The following is an 18,022-nucleotide window of genomic DNA, read 5'->3' on the forward strand; positions in this document are numbered from 1 at the left end:
GTTTGTTTGGTTTAAAAAAGTTAATATTACAATTTGGTGTGCCTAAAAACCTATTGAAAACAAGCTTAAAGTAGACATAACAATGCTCTCTCGATTTTTTATTTATCACCCTATTTTTGTATCTGTCATTGCCATCACTATTCTTATTTTTGGTTTTTTTTCTACTCGTGCAATGCCGGTTGAGCGTTATCCAAACCTAGCTCCTCCAAGTGTCACAGTGATTGCTAATTACCGAGGTGCGTCTGCTGAAACTGTTGAAGAAAGCGTAACTCAGATTTTAGAACAACAAATTAAAGGGCTAGATAACTTACTTTATTTCACATCAAATAGTGAATCTTCAGGAACGGCCAGTATTGATATTCATTTTAAAATTGGTACAGATATCGATAAGGCACAATTACAAGTACAAAATCGCATTAACAGTGCATTAAACCGTCTACCTGAACAGGTCCAACGACAAGGGGTAAATATTTGGAAAACCACAGGTGATATGCTGTTAATTGTGGGTCTATACGATGAAACAGGAAAAGCCAGCAATATCGAATTATCGGACTATATGGTCAATCACTTTGAACAACCACTCTCACAATTGCAAGGAATTGGTGAAGTGGATGTGTTTGGTTCAAGTTATGCGATGCGTATTTGGCTAAATCCAAATCAACTTAGAAATTATCAACTTATGCCGAGTGATATTGAACAGGCACTTGAAGATTACAATACTCAAATTGCTGCTGGCTCAATTGGTGCCATGCCTTCTGCTTCTGATCAGAATATTTATGCCAAAGTTACTGCTGGTTCTCGATTAAAAACAGTCGATGATTTTAAATCGGTTGTCGTTAAAGCTAATGTAGATGGCAGTCTGGTTTATTTAAAAGATGTGGCGAGAGTTGAATTAGGCGCCGAAAACTATGAAAGTATCAATACGCTAAACGGCTACCCTTCCGCTGGTTTAGGTATTTCACTCAGTCCTGATGCGAACGCGATTGAAACCTCTGGTCTAATTAAAGCAAAAATTGAACAGCTCAAGCAGCATCTACCTACTGGATATAAAATTGTTTATCCACGTGACAATACACCGTTTATTGAAGAGTCCATTAAACAAGTCATCATTACTCTGCTTGAAGCTGTGGTGTTGGTCGTCATTGTCATGTATCTCTTTTTACAAAATTGGCGCGCTACACTTATTCCAACCATTACTGTACCTATTGTGATTTGCGGTACCTTTGTTGTGTTGTATTTGACTGGTATGAGTATTAACACTCTTACCCTGTTTGCACTGGTTTTAGCGATTGGATTATTAGTTGATGACACGATTGTAGTGGTTGAAAATGTTGAACGGCTTATGCATGAACAACATTTAAGTGTTCGGGATGCATGCTTAGCATCGATGCAGGAAATTACTGGTGCATTGATTGGTATTACCTTGGTACTAACAGCCGTATTTATCCCGATGGCTTTTTTTAGTGGTTCAACGGGTATGATTTACCGCCAGTTTTCAATCACCCTAGCGGCTGCGATGTTGTTATCTTTATTGGTAGCCATGTTTATTACGCCAGCTTTGTGTGCTGTCTTACTAAAAAAACAAACTCAAAAACCTAAATGGGGACAAAAACTTGAGACTTTGCTTGAAAAAGTTAAAGTTGGTTTTAGTTTTTTAGCAACAAGTTTAATCAAATTTAAAGCACTTTCATGTCTTGTAGTGTTAGCTTTAGTTGCTGTTTTAATTGTGATTTATCGTAGTTTGCCGACGAGCTTTATTCCAAATGAAGATCAAGGTTTGTTGGCTGTGCCTTATAGTTTGCATAACAGTGCTTCTATGAGCCAAACACAAGAAGTAGGTAAACTGGTCAATAACTATTTCTTTGAACATGAAGCTAAAAATATTAATACCGTCCTAGTAGTTAATGGGCAAAACTTTTCAGGAAGCGGTCCAAATTTAGGCATGGCCTTTGTTTCCTTAAAGCATTGGAATGAACGTAAAGGTGAAGCTAATACTGCAAGTGCTATTCGTGAACGTGCGCAAAATTACTTGCAAAAAAACTTACCAGCTAAAGTTATGGTGGGTATGCCTGCAAGTGTTTCTGGTTTGGGCCAATCTGATGCTCTAGAACTTTGGCTCAGAGATGTAAATGGTCAAGGACGCAATGAACTCATTAAACAATATAAAGCTTTAGAAAAAGAATCTCGCAATTATCCTGCTTTTGAAAATTTAAGCCCGCTTGTAAGTGAGAATAAGGCTGAGGTTTTCATTCAGCTCGATCAGAATAAAGCCAAAATATTAGGGATTGATCAACAAGCGATTCGCTCAACCCTATCAACTGCTTGGGGTGGAAACTATGTGGGTGATTTTGTTGAAAGAGGCAAAATTAAACGAATTATTATGCAAGGTGATGCTGAGTTTCGTTCTAAACCTGAAGATTTAGCTTATTGGCACGTCCGTAATAATACAGGTGGAATGCTTTCTCTTGCGCATTTTGGTCGAAGCGAATGGATTGGCGGCCCAGAAACCTTAACGCGATTTATGGGGCTTGCTGCCATACAACTTGAAGCAAATGTCAGTTCTGGCTTTAGTTCAGGTCAGGCGATGCAACAGTTAAGTGATATGGTGAGCAAACAGTCTGGTGTAGATGTCGCATGGAGTGGCCTCTCTTTACAAGAGCAGCAATCGAGCCAACAAGCCTTATTTTTATACATTATCTCTATTTTATTTATTTTCTTATGTTTAGCCGCTTTATATGAAAGCTGGAAAGTACCTCTTATTATTTTACTAGGACTTCCACTAGGAATTACTGGAACTATTGTATTTGCTCAAATTTTTAACTTACCAAACGATGTGTATTTCCAAATCGCGTTACTAACGGGTATTGGTTTGTCTTGTAAAAACGCGATTTTAATTGTGGAGTTCGCAACTAAAGCCATAAAACAAGGTAAAGGCTATGTTACTGCTGCGTGTGAGGCTTTAGCTTTACGCTTACGTCCAATTTTAATGACGTCTTTAGCTTTTGGTGCAGGTGTTATTCCCCTTGTCGTTGCTACAGGTGCTGGTGCCGTGAGTCGCCATGAAATTGGTATGAGTGTATTTGGTAGTGTAGTTATAGGAACTTTACTGGTACCTGTATTTACGGTCTTTTTCTTTGTTTTGGTACATAGTTTACCGGTTTTAAAATGGTCGCTTGGCCGTGTATTTAGATATAGAAAAGACCATTCATCTTTATAAAATAAAAAAAGCAGATCAATGATCTGCTTTTTTATCATTTGAATTTAAGCGACTAGTTTCTCAATCCATACTTCTAAAGTTGGTTGTTCTGCTAAATCTTCAAAGCTCACTTGAGCACCATAAGCCTGCCATTTACCCACTAAAGTCATGAGTCGTACCGAATCAAGCCCAAGCATGAGTAGATCATCATTTAACTGAATGTCCGAAGCTGGAATTTGTAATTGTTCACTTACCGCGAGAACAATTCCTTTTGGGGTTAAGGGCGAGGCTGCTTGTTCGAGTTCCCAAGCACGAGTCACTTGTTGAGTTGTCATCACCTGAGCACAACGTGTACTCGCATATTTTAATGCCATATCGTGCTCTTCGCGACTAAAGTCAGCGAGTGCATCTCCACATAAAAATGGTTGTATGTTTAGCATAAATGCTTCTGCGGCACTCATGAGACAGCCAATATGGGCATAAACACCACAAATAATAAGTTGATCACGGCCCGACTCACGCATGAGTTGTTCAAGTGGGGAAAACTTAAATGCGCTATAACGCCATTTTGTTAAAACAGTATCATTTTTCTGAGGCGAGATTTCCGGCAAAATCTGAGTAATATACGGGTCATCTTTTAACCCGGTTCCCCAAAAATCAGTTAATAACTGGCGATGTTCAGGTGTCTGATTACCGGGTTGTGCGGTATAGACCACAGGGATATTAAACTTACGGGCAGTTTCAATCAGTTCTTTAGTATTTTTAATAAGCTCTGGAATAGGTGCTTGAGTTTGATCATAAAAGTCTAAAAAATACTGCTGCATGTCATGGACCAATAACACGGCGCGATTGGTATGTAACTGCCAATGGGTTTTATTAGGTGTAAACTCATGGGCTTGAGGCATACTGTAACTGGCAATTTTAGGAATACTCATCAAATTTTTCCTTTTTTATCTTTAAGCAAGAACATTGGTTTTAGTTTCAAGTTGTTGACGTAATCTTTTTTTGTCGATTTTTCCAAAGGCTGTATATGGAAACTGCTCGATAAATTCGACACGATCGGGAATTTTGTAGGTAGCAAGCCCATATTCTTTAAGATGTTGACGAACTGACATAGCAAGGCGAATTGGGCTTGGATCATCGGTTTGTGATTGCCATGCAATAAAGGCACAGCTTTTTTCACCCATCATCTCATCAGGCATAGCAACCAGTGCTGCAAGGCGAATTTGTGGATGAGTTAATAGAGCTTGCTCCACTTCTTCAGTCGCAATTTTTTCACCAGCACGATTGATTTGTTCTTTTGAACGCCCTTCTACAACAATGCAGCCATCTTCACGAATACGAACTAAGTCGCCTGTACGATAAAAACCATCTGGTGTAAAAGAACGAGCGTTGTGCTCTGGTGCTTGGTAATAGCCGCGAATAGTATAAGGACCACGAGTGAGTAAATGCCCTACCTCTCCAGCGTCTACCGGTTGGTCATGATCATCCAATACCAAAATTTCATCATCTGGCGAGATTTTTAAACCTTGAGTATGAATAATTTGTTCTTTTGACATACCAAAACGGGTGTAGTTCACCAGCCCTTCAGCCATTCCAAAGACCTGTTGCAAACTAACCTTAAACTCATCAATTAAACGTAAGGCAACAGCATCGGGTAAACGCGCGCCTCCGACTTGTAAACAACGTAGAGTCGATAATATTGGATCTTGATCTTTGGCTGCTTTGTCCATCCACGGTCGAACCAATGCAGGAACTAAACAAGCATCTGTCACACCGTGTTTTTTAATAAGTGGAAATGCAGTTTCAGGGCTTGGATCTATACCTAAAACCACCGCGCCACCAGCATAAAAAATGCCTAAAGAACCAGCCGAGCTCATTGAAAAGTTATGTGCCGCAGGTAAAACCATCAATAAACGTGAAGTCTGATTGAGTTCGCAAATTTTGGCACTTTCACGCACACTGTATAGATAATCATCATGAGTACGTGGAATCAGTTTTGGAACACCTGTGCTACCCCCCGAAAGCTGTAAAAAAGCCACTTGATCTGCTGTAGTTGGCGAGATTGCTTCCGCTAGAATTTCTGTTTCTTTTAATAGATTTTCGATAGCTACAAAATTGCCAGCATCTCCAAGTACAAATACATACTCTAAGCAAGCTGCTGTTTGCTGAAGCTTTCCGGCAAGCTCTCGGTAGTCAAATTTTTGTGCACCAAAATCAGAACAGAAATAAGCTTTTGCTTGTGTTTGTTTAAAAAAGCTACTGAGTTCAGCATATCGATGGGCAGGCAATGACATGATAGGTAAAGCACCTAATCGAATCAGGGCGAAAAATAGAACATAGAACTGATAGTGGTTTGGCATTTGTACGACGGCTTTATCACCCGCGCGTAAGCCATATTGATATAAATGGCTTGCACAACAGTCAACTAAGTTGTCAAATTTTTCATAGCTAACAGCTTTATCACCATCATAAATTGCAATATTTTTCGCATACTTTTGAGCACTTTCCCGTAAAAAATCACTCAGATTTTGCCCAATCCAATAGCCTTTTTTACGGTAAGCCATGGCAAATTCTTCTGGATATGGCACAGCGCCCTCTAAATACTTTATTGTTGTCATCTGTATATTCCTTATCGTGGTAATTGGTCTGGTGAAATGTGCAGGCCATCAAGTACAGTACGGAACTTTGCAGCAGTTTCAGCATGTTCAGCTTGTGGACGTGAGGCTTCCACAATTCCTGCACCGGCAAATAAACGGGCAATATTTTGATAAATACGAGCACAGCGCACGGTCACAGACCATTCACCATTACCTTCGGCGTCGGTCCAACCCATGGTTCCGGCGAATAGTTCACGATTAAATGGTTCAAGTTGCTGAATCAAATTTTTTGCTACGGAGCTTGGCTCACCACAAATTGCAGGTGTTGGATGTAGACGTTCAATTAAGTCAAAAACATGAGTATCGGCTTGCTTAAGCTCGCCCGTAATGTGTGAGGCCAAGTGCCAAAGACGTTTGGTGCGAATAAGTGAAGGTTGTTTGGGCACATGTAGTTGCTTGCAGAAAGGTGTAAGTTCATCGGCAATCATTTCGATGACAAGAGCATGCTCATGTTGATCTTTTTGTGAAGCCAGTAAAGCTCTTGCATTATTTTGGTCAACAATTGGGTCATCATCGCGCGCTAATGTGCCCGCAACAGGTTTACTCCAGATTTTATTATTTTGCTTTGCAATTAATAGTTCAGGACTTGCACCAACAAACCAACCTTCGCTTTGAGGGTGTCTTGCGACTGCATAGTTATATCCTTCAGGATTATGCTTGGCCAAGTTATAAAATACATCTGAGACTGGAAGATTTTCTTCAAATTCAAGTTGTAAAATACGAGCAAGTACTGCTTTATCTAGCTTTTGTGCCCGCATTTGTTGTACTAAATATTCAACCTGCTGTTGATAGTGTTCACCTGAAGGTAAATAATCGGCCTGCTTTAAGATTAAGTCATCAAGATTAATATCAGTTTGTGAAAATAAAGCTTTCTGGTAAACCTTGGCATCTTGCATTAGCATTAAATTGACATCTGCCGATGAACTAAATGGCAACCCACCCATAACCTTGGCATCGCTATAACCATCTGCAATTGCTTGTTGTAATTGTAGACGGGCTTCGTTTAGCCACTCTTTTAGCTGAGTGTCTTTTGTAACCTCAATATCTTTAAGTTTTTGATGACTCGATATGATGTATTCAGGAGTCGTAAATATAAAACCAGCGTTATCAGTGCAATTTAAAACTTCTTTTGCGAGTGTAATTCTGCTTTCAGTAAAATTTTCTCGTTGGATAAAATACGGATGCTGTACCGACATCTCGCAACTCCTTATAAAATTATTTTGTTGTGATGAATTAATATTTAAACGCCTAATGTGGCTCCCCCATCGACCACAATTTCTTGCATAGTAATTTGTGCTGCTTGGTCTGAAAGTAAAAAGCTAACGGTATTAGCGATATCTTCAGGCTGGGCAAGTTTTCTAAGTGGAATGCCAGTGCGGTACTGGTTTAAGTCGCCATCAATAACAGCAGGTGGAGGCGAATTGTCTGTCCAAAGCTGTTGTTGCATTTGCGTTAAAGTAGAACCTGGCGAAACGATATTGAGTCTGACTTGATGAGGTGCGATTTCAAGTGCAAGATTACGGCAGTAATGACTCAGTGCCGCTTTACTCGTTGCATACATGCCGAGCTGCATACGTGGCATACGTGCACTATTTGAGCTAATAGTGACAATACTTCCCTGTTTTTTTTCACAAAAGTGCTTGGCAAGTTGTTGACTAATTGCGATGGGTGCCATGACATTTACCGCAAAAAGTGTTTGCCAATCTTCCGGTTTTGCTTCAAGCATAGAACGCATAATTAATACGCCCGCTGCATTTACTAAGCCTGTAATGTTGTGCTTTTCCAAAAGCTCTGCAATCAAATTTTGAGTAGTTTGTTGCTGTGTAATGTCTTGTGAAATTCCTTGCCAACGTGATATTTCACGGTTTTCTAGCTTTTGAATGATCTCCCATTGTTCTGGGTTTTCCTGTTGATCAATACCAATCACTTGATGCCCTTGCTGCAATAATTTTTTTGCAATAGCAGCTCCAATACCTCTTGCAGCACCTGTGACCACGATGGTAGAGCTCATATTTAACTCCTGTTTGAAGCGATATTAAATTGCGCAACATAATTGCAAATAATTATCATTATTACCAAGTGCAATAAATATCAAACATATGATTACAATCTAAATCCAGCTATTTATTAACCATAATTTTAAATTAAGTTATTGTTTTTAATTAATATTATAAAAATAAGCATTTCTTTATTGATTATAATGATAATTGTTTTCATTTACTAATGAGAATCATTTTGATAATTTGACCGCGCTTTCTTGTCGAGATGGACTCAAAATGAAGCCATTTTCTCATCCTTTACATCCCCTATTTCAACAACTCAATGTTGGGAGTGAAGTCTGGTGGAATATCATTAAAAAAGTAGGTAGCCCACTCGTTAACCTACAAAAAAATAAAGCGCTATGTACCTTTGTTTGGCGTAGTGCTGAGTCTAAAGAAAGTATTGGTGTTTACATCGATATCTATTCACAGAGCCCTTCTATCTATGAAAAGTGGAATCGTTTTAGCCATATAGCTGGAACGGATGTGTACTTTTTTGAAATAGAACTTCCTCTAGACTGGTCTGGGAGTTACGTTCTAGTTGTCACGAAAGATGAAGCTCCAAACTCAACCTGTACTACTACTCGACGTCAGTGGTGGCAAACACAACTAAAGGAAAACGCTCAAATTGATCCTTTAAGCCACCAAGCAGTTTATACAGGACATTTAGCGCGTTATATCAATCAGATTCAACTCAGAAACACAAAATCTTTAATAGACGATTGCCGAATTACTAAGACATTTAAATGGTCAAGTCGCTTATGCCAACAAGATTACTTGGTTGATATTTTTATTAGCGGTGAATTAGCAGAAGAAAATCTGCCATTAATTATTTTGCTTGATGGCCAAATCTGGAGTCGAGAGCTTTCTCTTCTTCCTGAAATTCAACATTTAACTGTTTCATATAAGATTCGACCAGCAGTTTATGTTTTTGTTCATAGTTTAAATAGCCAACAACGTCAGCGAGATTACGGATGTCATGATCTGTTTTGTCAGGCACTTTTAAATGAGTTAATTGAACAACTTATTCAAAAATACACCTTTATTTCACATCAAAACATCACATTGTGTGGGCAAAGCCTAGGCGGGTTATGTGCACTTTATAGCGCTCTGCTTTATCCAGATATTTTTCAGCGGCTAATTTTGCAATCCGGATCTTATTGGTGGTCGGATTTTTCAAAAAGTGCTTTAGCCAAAGAACACATAGGTAACCTTTTAGAATTCGTTAAAAAATCCCCAAATGCTTTATCTCAAAAAGCACAGATTTATATCAGTGCAGGCATCTATGAAACCGATATGCAAGAAGATGCACTTCAACTTTACCAACAATTGCAAGCATTTAATGATGTGAGTTTCCACTGTTTTGCAGGAGGCCATGATCCTGTGAACTGGCGCCCAGACTTACTTAAAGCATTGCAAGTTTTTCTTTCACTATAACCATTTGTTTCATCAAGGATAACAATACTATGAGTAACTTACAGGAAAATTATATCAATCCATTTGATAACGAAAGTTTGTCTTTTCAAGTTCTAAAAAATCAGCAAGGTGAATTTAGTTTATGGCCTGCGCAGCATCCCGTTCCGTCTGGATGGGATGTGCAGTATGGTCCTGACACACGGTCTTCATGCATTGCTTATGTAGAAAAGCATTGGTTAACCATTAATCCTTTTCAGCAAGCGTAATGGAGAGCAGCCATGAATCAAGCATTACATAATGAGTTTACCCAAGATATTTCTGGTCCAACACGTTTTGAGCTGGCTTCTACACAATTGGGGATATTTCTAGCCGATCATTTAAGTTCTATTAACGATCTATATACCATTGCACACTGTCTTGAACTGCCTAAATCAGTTGATCTTTCATTATTTAAACAAGCCATTCAAATCGGTTTAAATGAGGCTGATACGGTTATTGCTTCATATTCATCTGACCCGTCAAAACCTTTTATTGAGCTTAATCATCAGGTCCAAATACAAATAGAGGAGTTTGATTTTTGTCATTTAACACCTAAAAAAGCTCAGCAACGCTTATGGGATTGGATGCCAACCGATCGGTTATACGCAAAATCACTCAAAGAAACCGATAATCACTTATATCGTCAGGTGTTATTTATTACTCATAATAAAGTGTATTGGTATCAGCGTTATCACCACATCATGCTGGATGGTTTTAGTATGATTAACCTGACAAAACGTATTGTTGATTTGTACCAGCAATTGCAAGCAGGAAAAGCTCTTAACCCTTCGCCTTTTATTGATGTTCAACAGGTTATTCAAGAACGTCAAGCTTATGAAAATAGTCATCAATTTAAGCAAGATCAAAATTTCTGGAAGACATATTGCCAAGATTTACCAAGTCCTGTCACTTTAAGTACTCATCATTTAGCATCAAAAACTACTGCACAATTTGTTAAACATCATCTTCGTTTTTCTTCAGGAATTTTAGCCCTGATACAACAGCTTGCTTCAAATCTCAAAGTCGGTTTGAATGACATGATGATGTCATTGTCATTACAATATATTTACAAAATGACCGATAAAGCAGAATTGGTTGTTGGTATTCCATTTATGCGCCGTTTAGGTTCAAAAGCAATTCGCTCCACTTTACCAGCGGTAAATGTCTTACCGGTAAAGTTCAGTGTGAGTGAAAAAGACAGTTGGGCGAGCTTAGCGCTGCATGTGCAGGCTCAATTGCAACAGATACGTCCACATCAAAAATATGATGCTGAACAAATTTTAAGAGATTTAAATAGTATCGACATTCATGAACGAATGTATGGCCCTATTTTAAACTATAAAGCTTTTGACCAAGATCTGGTGTTGGATGGTGAAAAAGTAAAAACACACCACATTTCTACAGGTCCAATTGATGATTTTGAGTTTTCTTTTATTGTTCAAGATCAAGAACTCATTATAGAACTGCGTGCAGATGCAGAGCGCTATACACAAGATGAGCTCTTTATGCATGGGCAACGTTTAACTCTATTGCTTGAACAAGCGCTGATTCGACCAGAACAACAATGGAATAGTTTTAATATTACACCACAGCAGGAACTTGCTGCCCTGACTCAAAGTGGTATTGGTCCGCGTGTTAGTCATCCTGAACAATATAATAATGTTCTAGATATTTTTTATGAACAAGTTAAAAAGTATCCCGAACGTACGGCAATCGTGAGTGGCGAACGTCCAAATCTTGAGCATCTTAGTTTTGCTGAGCTTGCAGTACGCGTGAATCAATTGACTCGTTTTTTACAAGAAAATGGCGCTAAAAAGCAAAAGGTTATTGCTGGGGCTATTCCTCGTTCGATTGACTCAGTTGTGGTGATGTTATCTGTACTAAACTCTGGTGCGAGTTTCTTGCCTCTAGATTTAGATTATCCAATCGATCGTATGCAAATGATGTGTGAAGATGCCAACCCATTATTTGTATTAACTACTCAAGAACTTGCACAAAAGCTACCGCAAAATATTCCGCAGTTATATCTTGATCATGAAGATGTTCAAATACAAATCCGAAAGCAAGATGCGAGTGATATTCCTGCCGAAAATCGTAAATTTAATTTCCAAGACGTCGCTTATGTAATTTTTACCTCGGGAAGTACGGGCCGTCCTAAAGGTGTAATGAATACACATGGTTCTTTACTTAACCTTATTTTGTCACATAAACCAACTATTTATTGGCCTGTATTAGAAGCTGTAAATCAGCGTTTCCGTAACCGTCCACTACGTGCAGCGCATACACACTCTTTCTCGTTTGACTCATCTTGGTTGCAAGTTTTCTGGATGTTATGGGGCCAAGAGCTACATATTTTTGATGAAAACATGCGTCGTGATGCATTTGGTTTAGTGCAAGAGATTCAGCAACGACAAATCGATACACTTGATTTACCGCCATCTTTTTGTGCGCAAATGATGACGAATGGCTTATTTGCTGAAAACCAGCATCAGCCAACACTTATTTTAATTGGTGGTGAAGCTGCACCATTAGCTTTATGGCAACAACTTAATGACCAGCCTGAACTTTTTGCTCATAACTTATATGGCCCAACGGAATATACAGTTGATACTTTCCGAGCAGAATTAAAACAGACAGCTCGTCCTGTTATTGGTAACCCTATTGGTAATACACAAGCCTATGTACTCGATCGTCATTTACAACGATGCCCGACTGGCGTTATTGGTGAGCTTTATATTTCTGGTTTTGGGATTGCCAACGGTTATTTAGGTCGCGCGGACTTAAGTGCTGCCCGCTTTGTAGCAAATCCATTTGAACATGGACAGCGTATGTACCGTACAGGTGATTTAGTTCGCTGGAATAGCGTGGGTAAACTTGAATTTATGGGGCGCTGTGATGACCAGATTAAAATTCGTGGTTATCGTGTGGAGATTGGTGAAGTTGAAAATGCGCTTTCGATTTTAGCCAATGTTGAAAGTGCTGTCGTAATTGCAGAACCGATTAATAATAGTCATCGTTTACTCGGTTATTGTGTAGTCAAAAATGTTGAACTTGATGAAAAAACCAGTGAACAATTAAGTCAGCAATATTTAAGTCAGTTACGTCAAAACTTACCTGAATATATGGTGCCTTCTGCCCTAACGGTTATGTCCGAATTTCCACGAAATGTAAGTGGCAAAGTCGATAAAAAAGCACTGCCAAAGCCTCAAATTCGTACCCATAGCCGAATGGCCGAAACGTCTGAACAACAACTTTTATGTCAAATTACTGCATCTGTTCTTAAGCTTGACGCAATTGGAATTGATGACGACTTCTTTATGACAGGTGGCGATAGTATTTCTGCGATTATGCTTTGTACTCAATTACGCCAACGTGGTTACGGCTTAAGACCAAGTGATGTATTCCAATTTAAAACAGTCGCCGCTATAGCACAGCAACTCACCCGACTAGATGAGCAACAAGCAGCCATTTCAAAACCGTTATTTTCAGCTGAACTAGAACAAAAGGTTCAAGAAAAATATGGTAAAAACAGCACCATTTTACCTTTGCTTCCTTTGCAAAAAGGCATGCTGTTCTTGTCTCAAGTTGAAAAACAATTGAATTATAATGCCTTTACTCGTCTTAGCTTAAATGGAGACATTGATCCGGTACGTTTGCAACAAGCATTAATTACTGTATTAAAACGTCATCCTCAACTAGGTGGACATTTTGATAGTGAATTAGCTGAAGAACCTGTTTTTATTTATTCATTACACCCTACTCAAGCTTGGCCAGTTCAGTTTTGTTCAGTCACTCCCGATCTGCTTGAGCAAAGCATTCAAGAAGTCTTACAGCAGCCGATTCACCTTGACCAACCTTATGGCCTGATTCGGGCAACTTTAATTCAACATGCTCCTGAACAGTCAGAACTATTGATTATGGTGCATCATCTGTTAACAGATGGCTGGTCAACTCCACTATTTTTACAAGATTTTATTAAGGCCTATCAGCAAGTTAACCAGCCATTACCTGCACTTGAACATAGTTATGAAAAGGTAATTAAAGCCTTATCTGCACGTGACCATGAAATATCAAAAGTGATATGGAAACGTGATTTAACTGATTTGCAACCACTTATTTTATTTAATCAACCACAGAAAGCTGTACAGGAAACTTCATATCGTTTAAGTGCTGAGTTGGGTGCAAAACTTCAGCACAAATTACGCCAGCAAGGCATCACGCTTAATGTCTTCATGCAAATGATTTGGGCAATAACCTTAAATATTTATGCTCATCGTGAAGATATTGTATTTGGTACACCTGTTTCTGGGCGTTCAGCACCTATTAATGGTTTAGAACAGCAAATCGGATTGTTTTTAAATACAATTCCAGTGCGTGTGAAGCTCAACATGCAGCAATCACTTTGGGAACAATTACCTCATTTACAGCAATTGCATGTTGAACATTTAGAACATGATGGTTTAGGCCTACACGGTATTCAACAATTAATAGCTCAAGGCAATCTTTTTGATAGTTTGCTAGTTGTAGAAAACTACCCCGATAGCCAATATTTACAGCAAAAACTTGGTAATGCTGCAATTTCAAAGCTCACAAATCGCGGTTATAGTCACTATCCACTTGCGTTATTGGTCATCCCGGATCATCAAATTGAGCTGTTGCTCGAACAGCGTGGTGTAATTGATCAGCCTGAGCATTTCCTTGAGCGAATGGTTCAATTAATTGAAATCGCATTAAATGAACCGGAGACTTGTCTAGGTCACTATCGCTTACAACTTGCTGGGGAGCGTGATTTAATCCAGAAAGTTAATCAAACTCAACATGAAGTTCCTCCAACAACCTTACAGCAATTACTCAGAGAACAAGCTCGAAATACTCCCGACAAAACAGCGTTATGTGATGAACATCATCAGCTTAGTTTTAGTGACGTACGTTTTCAAGTTTGTGCTTTAGCTCAGCAATTGCAAAAAATGGGCGTGCAGGCTGGAGACATAGTTGCCGTTGCCCTGCCAAGATCAATCAAACTCAGTATTGCTATTTTAGCGGTGATTGAAGCAGGTGCAGCTTATTTACCTATTGATTTACAACATCCGTCTGAGCGCATCAAATTTATGTTGCAGGATGCCAAATCTAAACTTGTGATTGGTGAACAAAAAGATCTAGCTGCTATTGCCCATCCATCAATAGCTACCTTTGCTTTTAATGAATTGTTTGATGAAACAAAGGTTGATTTAAGTAGTTATAAAACGACAGTTATTACCCCACAACATCCGGCATATTTAATCTATACATCGGGTACAACAGGCCAACCAAAAGGTGTCATGATTTCTCACCAAGCCATTGTGAACCGTATTTTATGGATGCAATCAGAATATCCACTGTCAGCCAACGATACGATTTTGCAAAAAACGCCATGCACTTTTGATGTCTCTGTATGGGAATTTTTCTGGTCGTACTTAGTAGGTGCACGATTGGTTATGGCACCTGTAGATGCACACCGTGATCCATTGGCATTATTAAGCCTTATTCAAAAATATCAGATAACGACATTACATTTTGTACCTTCAATGCTGGCTGTTTTTGAAAATGCTGCCACTGAAATTTTGTCATCTGCTCAGCTCCAAAGTTTGCCAATCCGCCGAGTATTCTGTAGTGGTGAGGCATTACCAACGGCTTTAGCAAAATCATTTACCGAGCACTTTAGCTGTGAGCTGCATAACTTATATGGCCCAACAGAAGCTGCGGTAGATGTGAGTTATATGGACGCAACACTGGGATTACACCCAGAAGAAAGTAGCGTTGCAATTGGCTATCCAGTCTGGAATACCCAGCTTTATATCTTGGATCAATACTTACGCCCTGTTCCTGTTGGAGTGGATGGTGAGCTTTATTTAGCAGGTCATCAATTGGCTATGGGTTATTTACATCGAGCAGACTTAACAGCAACACGTTTTGTGGCAAACCCATTTGCAGCAGGTCAACGCATGTACCGCACTGGTGATATTGCGCGTTGGCATGCAGACGGCAGTATTCAATATGTGGGCCGTGCTGACGACCAGTTAAAGATACGTGGGCAACGTATCGAACTGGGTGAAATTGAACAGCAATTATCCTTAATCAGCAGCCTTGATGTAGTTGTACATCCTATTTCTTCTGAACAAAATAAAGCTGATGTTCAGTTGGTTGCTTACTTGCAAACAACAGCACCTGTGGATATTGAGCAGTTAAAGAAACAATTAGCGAAACAGCTTCCAGCTTATATGGTGCCTACATACTATGTGCTAGTTGAGAAATTCCCATTAAGTCATAATGGGAAGCTAGATCGTAAAGCACTGCCGCAACCAAAAATTAATCCTTCAAATGCAGAAAAACAGTACGCCACCACTGCTTTTGAACACGAACTGACACGTATTTTCCAGCAAGTTTTAAATACGGATCAAACTATTGGTGTGAATGAAGATTTCTTTGCCCTTGGTGGACATTCTATTTTAGTAATGAAGCTTGCAATTGAAATCCGAAAGGTATTTAAGCGGACCATTCCAATAGGTCAGTTGATGAGTCATGTCACAATTCAACGTTTGGCGGCTTTACTTCTTACACAAGAACGTTTGGCAGAAGTCGAACAAACTGGCATGCAACCCATTTTACCGATTCGTTCTGGCTCTGCGCATCCATTGTTCTGTTTTTACCCAGGTTCTGGTTCAGCATGGCAATATACGGTATTGAACCGTTATCTACATCCTGATTTACCAATTATTGGGTTGCAGTCACCTCGCCCAGATGGCTTATTGGCAAATAGTACAGATATGGATGAGCTGGTTGAAAAACAACTTGAGATTATTCGCAAGCAACAACCAACAGGCCCTTATACTTTATTAGGTTATTCACTTGGCGGTACAGTGGCTTATGCAGTTGCAGCGAAGCTCACTGAACAAGGTGAAAAAGTTGATTTTCTTGGTTTATTAGACACTTACCCTGCCGAAATTCATCAATGGTTAGATCTATCTGTAGAGGAAATGAATGCTGAAGCTGAACAAGAACAGCTCCAATTCTTCAATGATATTTTAGCCGATGCAGATACGGCATTAAGTGAAGAAACACGGCGTTTACAAGAGGATATTTTTGCGAACTACCGTGATGCCGTACGTTTATTAAAACCTTATAAAATGCCGCATTTTGACGGTGATCTACACTTAGTAGTCGCTGAAAAAGATTTGCTTCCGTATATACAACCAGAACAACAATGGTCACCTTTGGTTAAAAAACTCAATATTTTTCGTTTAAGCGAAGCAGACCATACCACTGTGTTGTCACCCGAACAACTTCAAATACTTGGACCAATGTTAAACAGCATGATTTGTCAGGCACGCGGTTTAGAGGAGCGTATGCCATGAGCTTTAAATCTATATTGACCGATTTTAGTCTTTTAAAACGTAATGCTCATTTCCGACATGTATTTATTGCCCGCACCTTGTCATTGTTAACCATTGGCATGTTGGTCGTAGCTATTCCAAAACAAGTCTATGACATCACTGGTAGCTCACTTAACGTTGCTGTCGCCATGGCTTTTGAAGGCATTGCCATGTTTATTGGCTTATTACTTGGTGGTTTGCTGTCAGATCGCAAAGATCGGAAATGGCTGATTCTATTGGCTCGTGGGGTGTGTGGTTTAGGCTTTGCAGGCCTCGCCATTAACGCCATGTTTGAGCATCCATCGCTGTATGCCATTTATTTTTTATCGGCATGGGATGGTTTCTTCGGTGCACTGGGTGTAACTGCAATGATGGCGATTATGCCTGTGATTGTAGGGCGTGAAAATATCGTACAAGCTCGTGCGATTAGTATGGTATCCGTACGTCTTGCAACCGTGATTTCACCAGCAATCGGCGGTATTTTAATTGCTGCTAGTGGTGTCGCAACTGTGTATTGGGTCTCAACGGTTGGTACTTTACTTACTGTATTTTTATTGATGGGATTGCCTGCACTTAAACCGCAACATACATCAAATGATGAAAGTCCTCTTCGACAATTAGCTCAAGGGTTCAAGTTTGTTTTTAAAAATAAAGTGGTCGGTAGCACCATTTTAATTGGAACATTGCTTAGTTTTAGCAGTGCTATTCGAATTATTTTTCCACAAATGGCAGATGAAATTTTCCACGGCGGTGCATTTGAACTCGGACTTATGTATTCAGCTTTTCCTTTAGGTTCAACCTTGGGTGCCTTACTCAGTGGATGGACAACACGTTTACTCAGACCCGGTTTAGTCATGCTCTATACCTGCTTAGGTGTTTTTGGTTGTATGATTATGATTGGGCTCTCTCCTTGGTTACTGGTGACCTTGCCCATTTTATGTTTGTTCGGATATTTGATGTCGATTGCGAACTTGCTTCAATACAGCATTGTGCAAGGACATACACCTGATGAATATTTAGGACGCATTAATGCTATCTGGCTTGCACAAGATGCTTTAGGTGATTCAATTGCTACAACAACTTTAGGCCTTTTAACTCGGTTTTTACCAATATCAGGAAGTATTCTCTTCTTTGGGATAGTAAGTTTTGCGGTAGGATTTATGTTCTTATTCCATTCTCAAGATATGCGTGAAACCGGATTTCAAGATCCTAAACTACAAGAAAATTAAAATCTAAATAAAAAAGAAGGCAATGCGTTGCCTT

9 protein-coding genes and 1 pseudogene are annotated in these 18,022 nt (G+C 39.3%); 5 read left to right on the plus strand and 5 right to left on the minus strand.

Going from position 1 to position 18,022, the window contains the following annotated elements:
- The first annotated feature begins 82 nt into the window (after positions 1 to 82).
- Complete coding sequence (locus J678_RS09590) at positions 83 to 3,217, plus strand: multidrug efflux RND transporter permease subunit (protein ID WP_017392751.1); 3,135 nt, start codon at positions 83 to 85, stop codon at positions 3,215 to 3,217.
- Positions 3,218 to 3,261: 44 nt separating this feature from the next.
- Here J678_RS09590 and J678_RS23830 read toward each other — a convergent pair whose 3' ends face one another.
- The 5 genes and pseudogenes from J678_RS23830 to J678_RS09610 form a co-directional block, all read right to left on the minus strand.
- Entirely contained in the window at positions 3,262 to 3,462 is a 201-nt protein-coding gene (locus tag J678_RS23830) for a phosphopantetheine-binding protein (RefSeq protein ID WP_371508613.1), read from the minus strand.
- Between the two features lie 18 nt (positions 3,463 to 3,480).
- A pseudogene (locus tag J678_RS09595) lies at positions 3,481 to 4,131 on the minus strand (isochorismatase family protein); the annotation flags it as partial.
- Positions 4,132 to 4,152: 21 nt separating this feature from the next.
- A complete protein-coding gene (locus J678_RS09600; protein ID WP_017392753.1) occupies positions 4,153 to 5,817 on the minus strand; it encodes a (2,3-dihydroxybenzoyl)adenylate synthase in 1,665 nt (554 codons plus the stop codon).
- An 11-nt stretch (positions 5,818 to 5,828) separates the two neighbouring features.
- Positions 5,829 to 7,052, minus strand: a complete 1,224-nt coding sequence (locus J678_RS09605) for an isochorismate synthase (RefSeq protein WP_017392754.1) — start codon at positions 7,050 to 7,052, stop codon at positions 5,829 to 5,831.
- 44 nt (positions 7,053 to 7,096) lie between these two features.
- Positions 7,097 to 7,867 carry an SDR family oxidoreductase gene (locus J678_RS09610; protein ID WP_004708802.1) on the minus strand — a complete coding sequence of 257 codons (771 nt, stop codon included), beginning with the start codon at positions 7,865 to 7,867 and terminating at the stop codon, positions 7,097 to 7,099.
- 265 nt (positions 7,868 to 8,132) lie between these two features.
- Between J678_RS09610 and fes the strand changes: the two genes are divergently transcribed.
- The 4 genes from fes to entS are packed head-to-tail and all read left to right on the plus strand — an operon-like array spanning position 8,133 to position 17,988.
- Entirely contained in the window at positions 8,133 to 9,332 is a 1,200-nt protein-coding gene (gene fes / locus J678_RS09615) for an enterochelin esterase (RefSeq protein ID WP_017392755.1), read from the plus strand.
- Positions 9,333 to 9,361: 29 nt separating this feature from the next.
- Positions 9,362 to 9,577 carry an MbtH family protein gene (locus tag J678_RS09620; RefSeq protein ID WP_004708805.1) on the plus strand — a complete coding sequence of 72 codons (216 nt, stop codon included), beginning with the start codon at positions 9,362 to 9,364 and terminating at the stop codon, positions 9,575 to 9,577.
- Between the two features lie 12 nt (positions 9,578 to 9,589).
- A complete protein-coding gene (locus J678_RS09625) occupies positions 9,590 to 16,741 on the plus strand; it encodes a non-ribosomal peptide synthetase (protein WP_017392756.1) in 7,152 nt (2,383 codons plus the stop codon).
- Positions 16,738 to 17,988, plus strand: coding sequence for an enterobactin transporter EntS (entS, locus tag J678_RS09630; RefSeq protein ID WP_017392757.1), 1,251 nt, complete (start codon positions 16,738 to 16,740; stop codon positions 17,986 to 17,988). The genes J678_RS09625 and entS overlap by 4 nt, the downstream gene beginning before the upstream one ends.
- Positions 17,989 to 18,022 lie beyond the last annotated feature (34 nt).

This window comes from Acinetobacter sp. 1424608, from assembly GCF_000588255.1.
Lineage (GTDB): Bacteria > Pseudomonadota > Gammaproteobacteria > Pseudomonadales > Moraxellaceae > Acinetobacter > Acinetobacter nosocomialis.

Bases quoted from the DNA above. Each gene is read 5' to 3' on its own strand.
- J678_RS09600 (WP_017392753.1), bottom strand. From the start codon at position 5,817: ATGACAACAATAAAGTATTTAGAGGGCGCTGTGCCATATCCAGAAGAA.
- J678_RS09625 (WP_017392756.1), top strand. From the start codon at position 9,590: ATGAATCAAGCATTACATAATGAGTTTACCCAAGATATTTCTGGTCCA.
- fes (WP_017392755.1), top strand. From the start codon at position 8,133: ATGAAGCCATTTTCTCATCCTTTACATCCCCTATTTCAACAACTCAAT.
- J678_RS09605 (WP_017392754.1), bottom strand. From the start codon at position 7,052: ATGTCGGTACAGCATCCGTATTTTATCCAACGAGAAAATTTTACTGAA.
- J678_RS09620 (WP_004708805.1), top strand. From the start codon at position 9,362: ATGAGTAACTTACAGGAAAATTATATCAATCCATTTGATAACGAAAGT.
- J678_RS09610 (WP_004708802.1), bottom strand. From the start codon at position 7,867: ATGAGCTCTACCATCGTGGTCACAGGTGCTGCAAGAGGTATTGGAGCT.
- J678_RS09590 (WP_017392751.1), top strand. From the start codon at position 83: ATGCTCTCTCGATTTTTTATTTATCACCCTATTTTTGTATCTGTCATT.
- entS (WP_017392757.1), top strand. From the start codon at position 16,738: ATGAGCTTTAAATCTATATTGACCGATTTTAGTCTTTTAAAACGTAAT.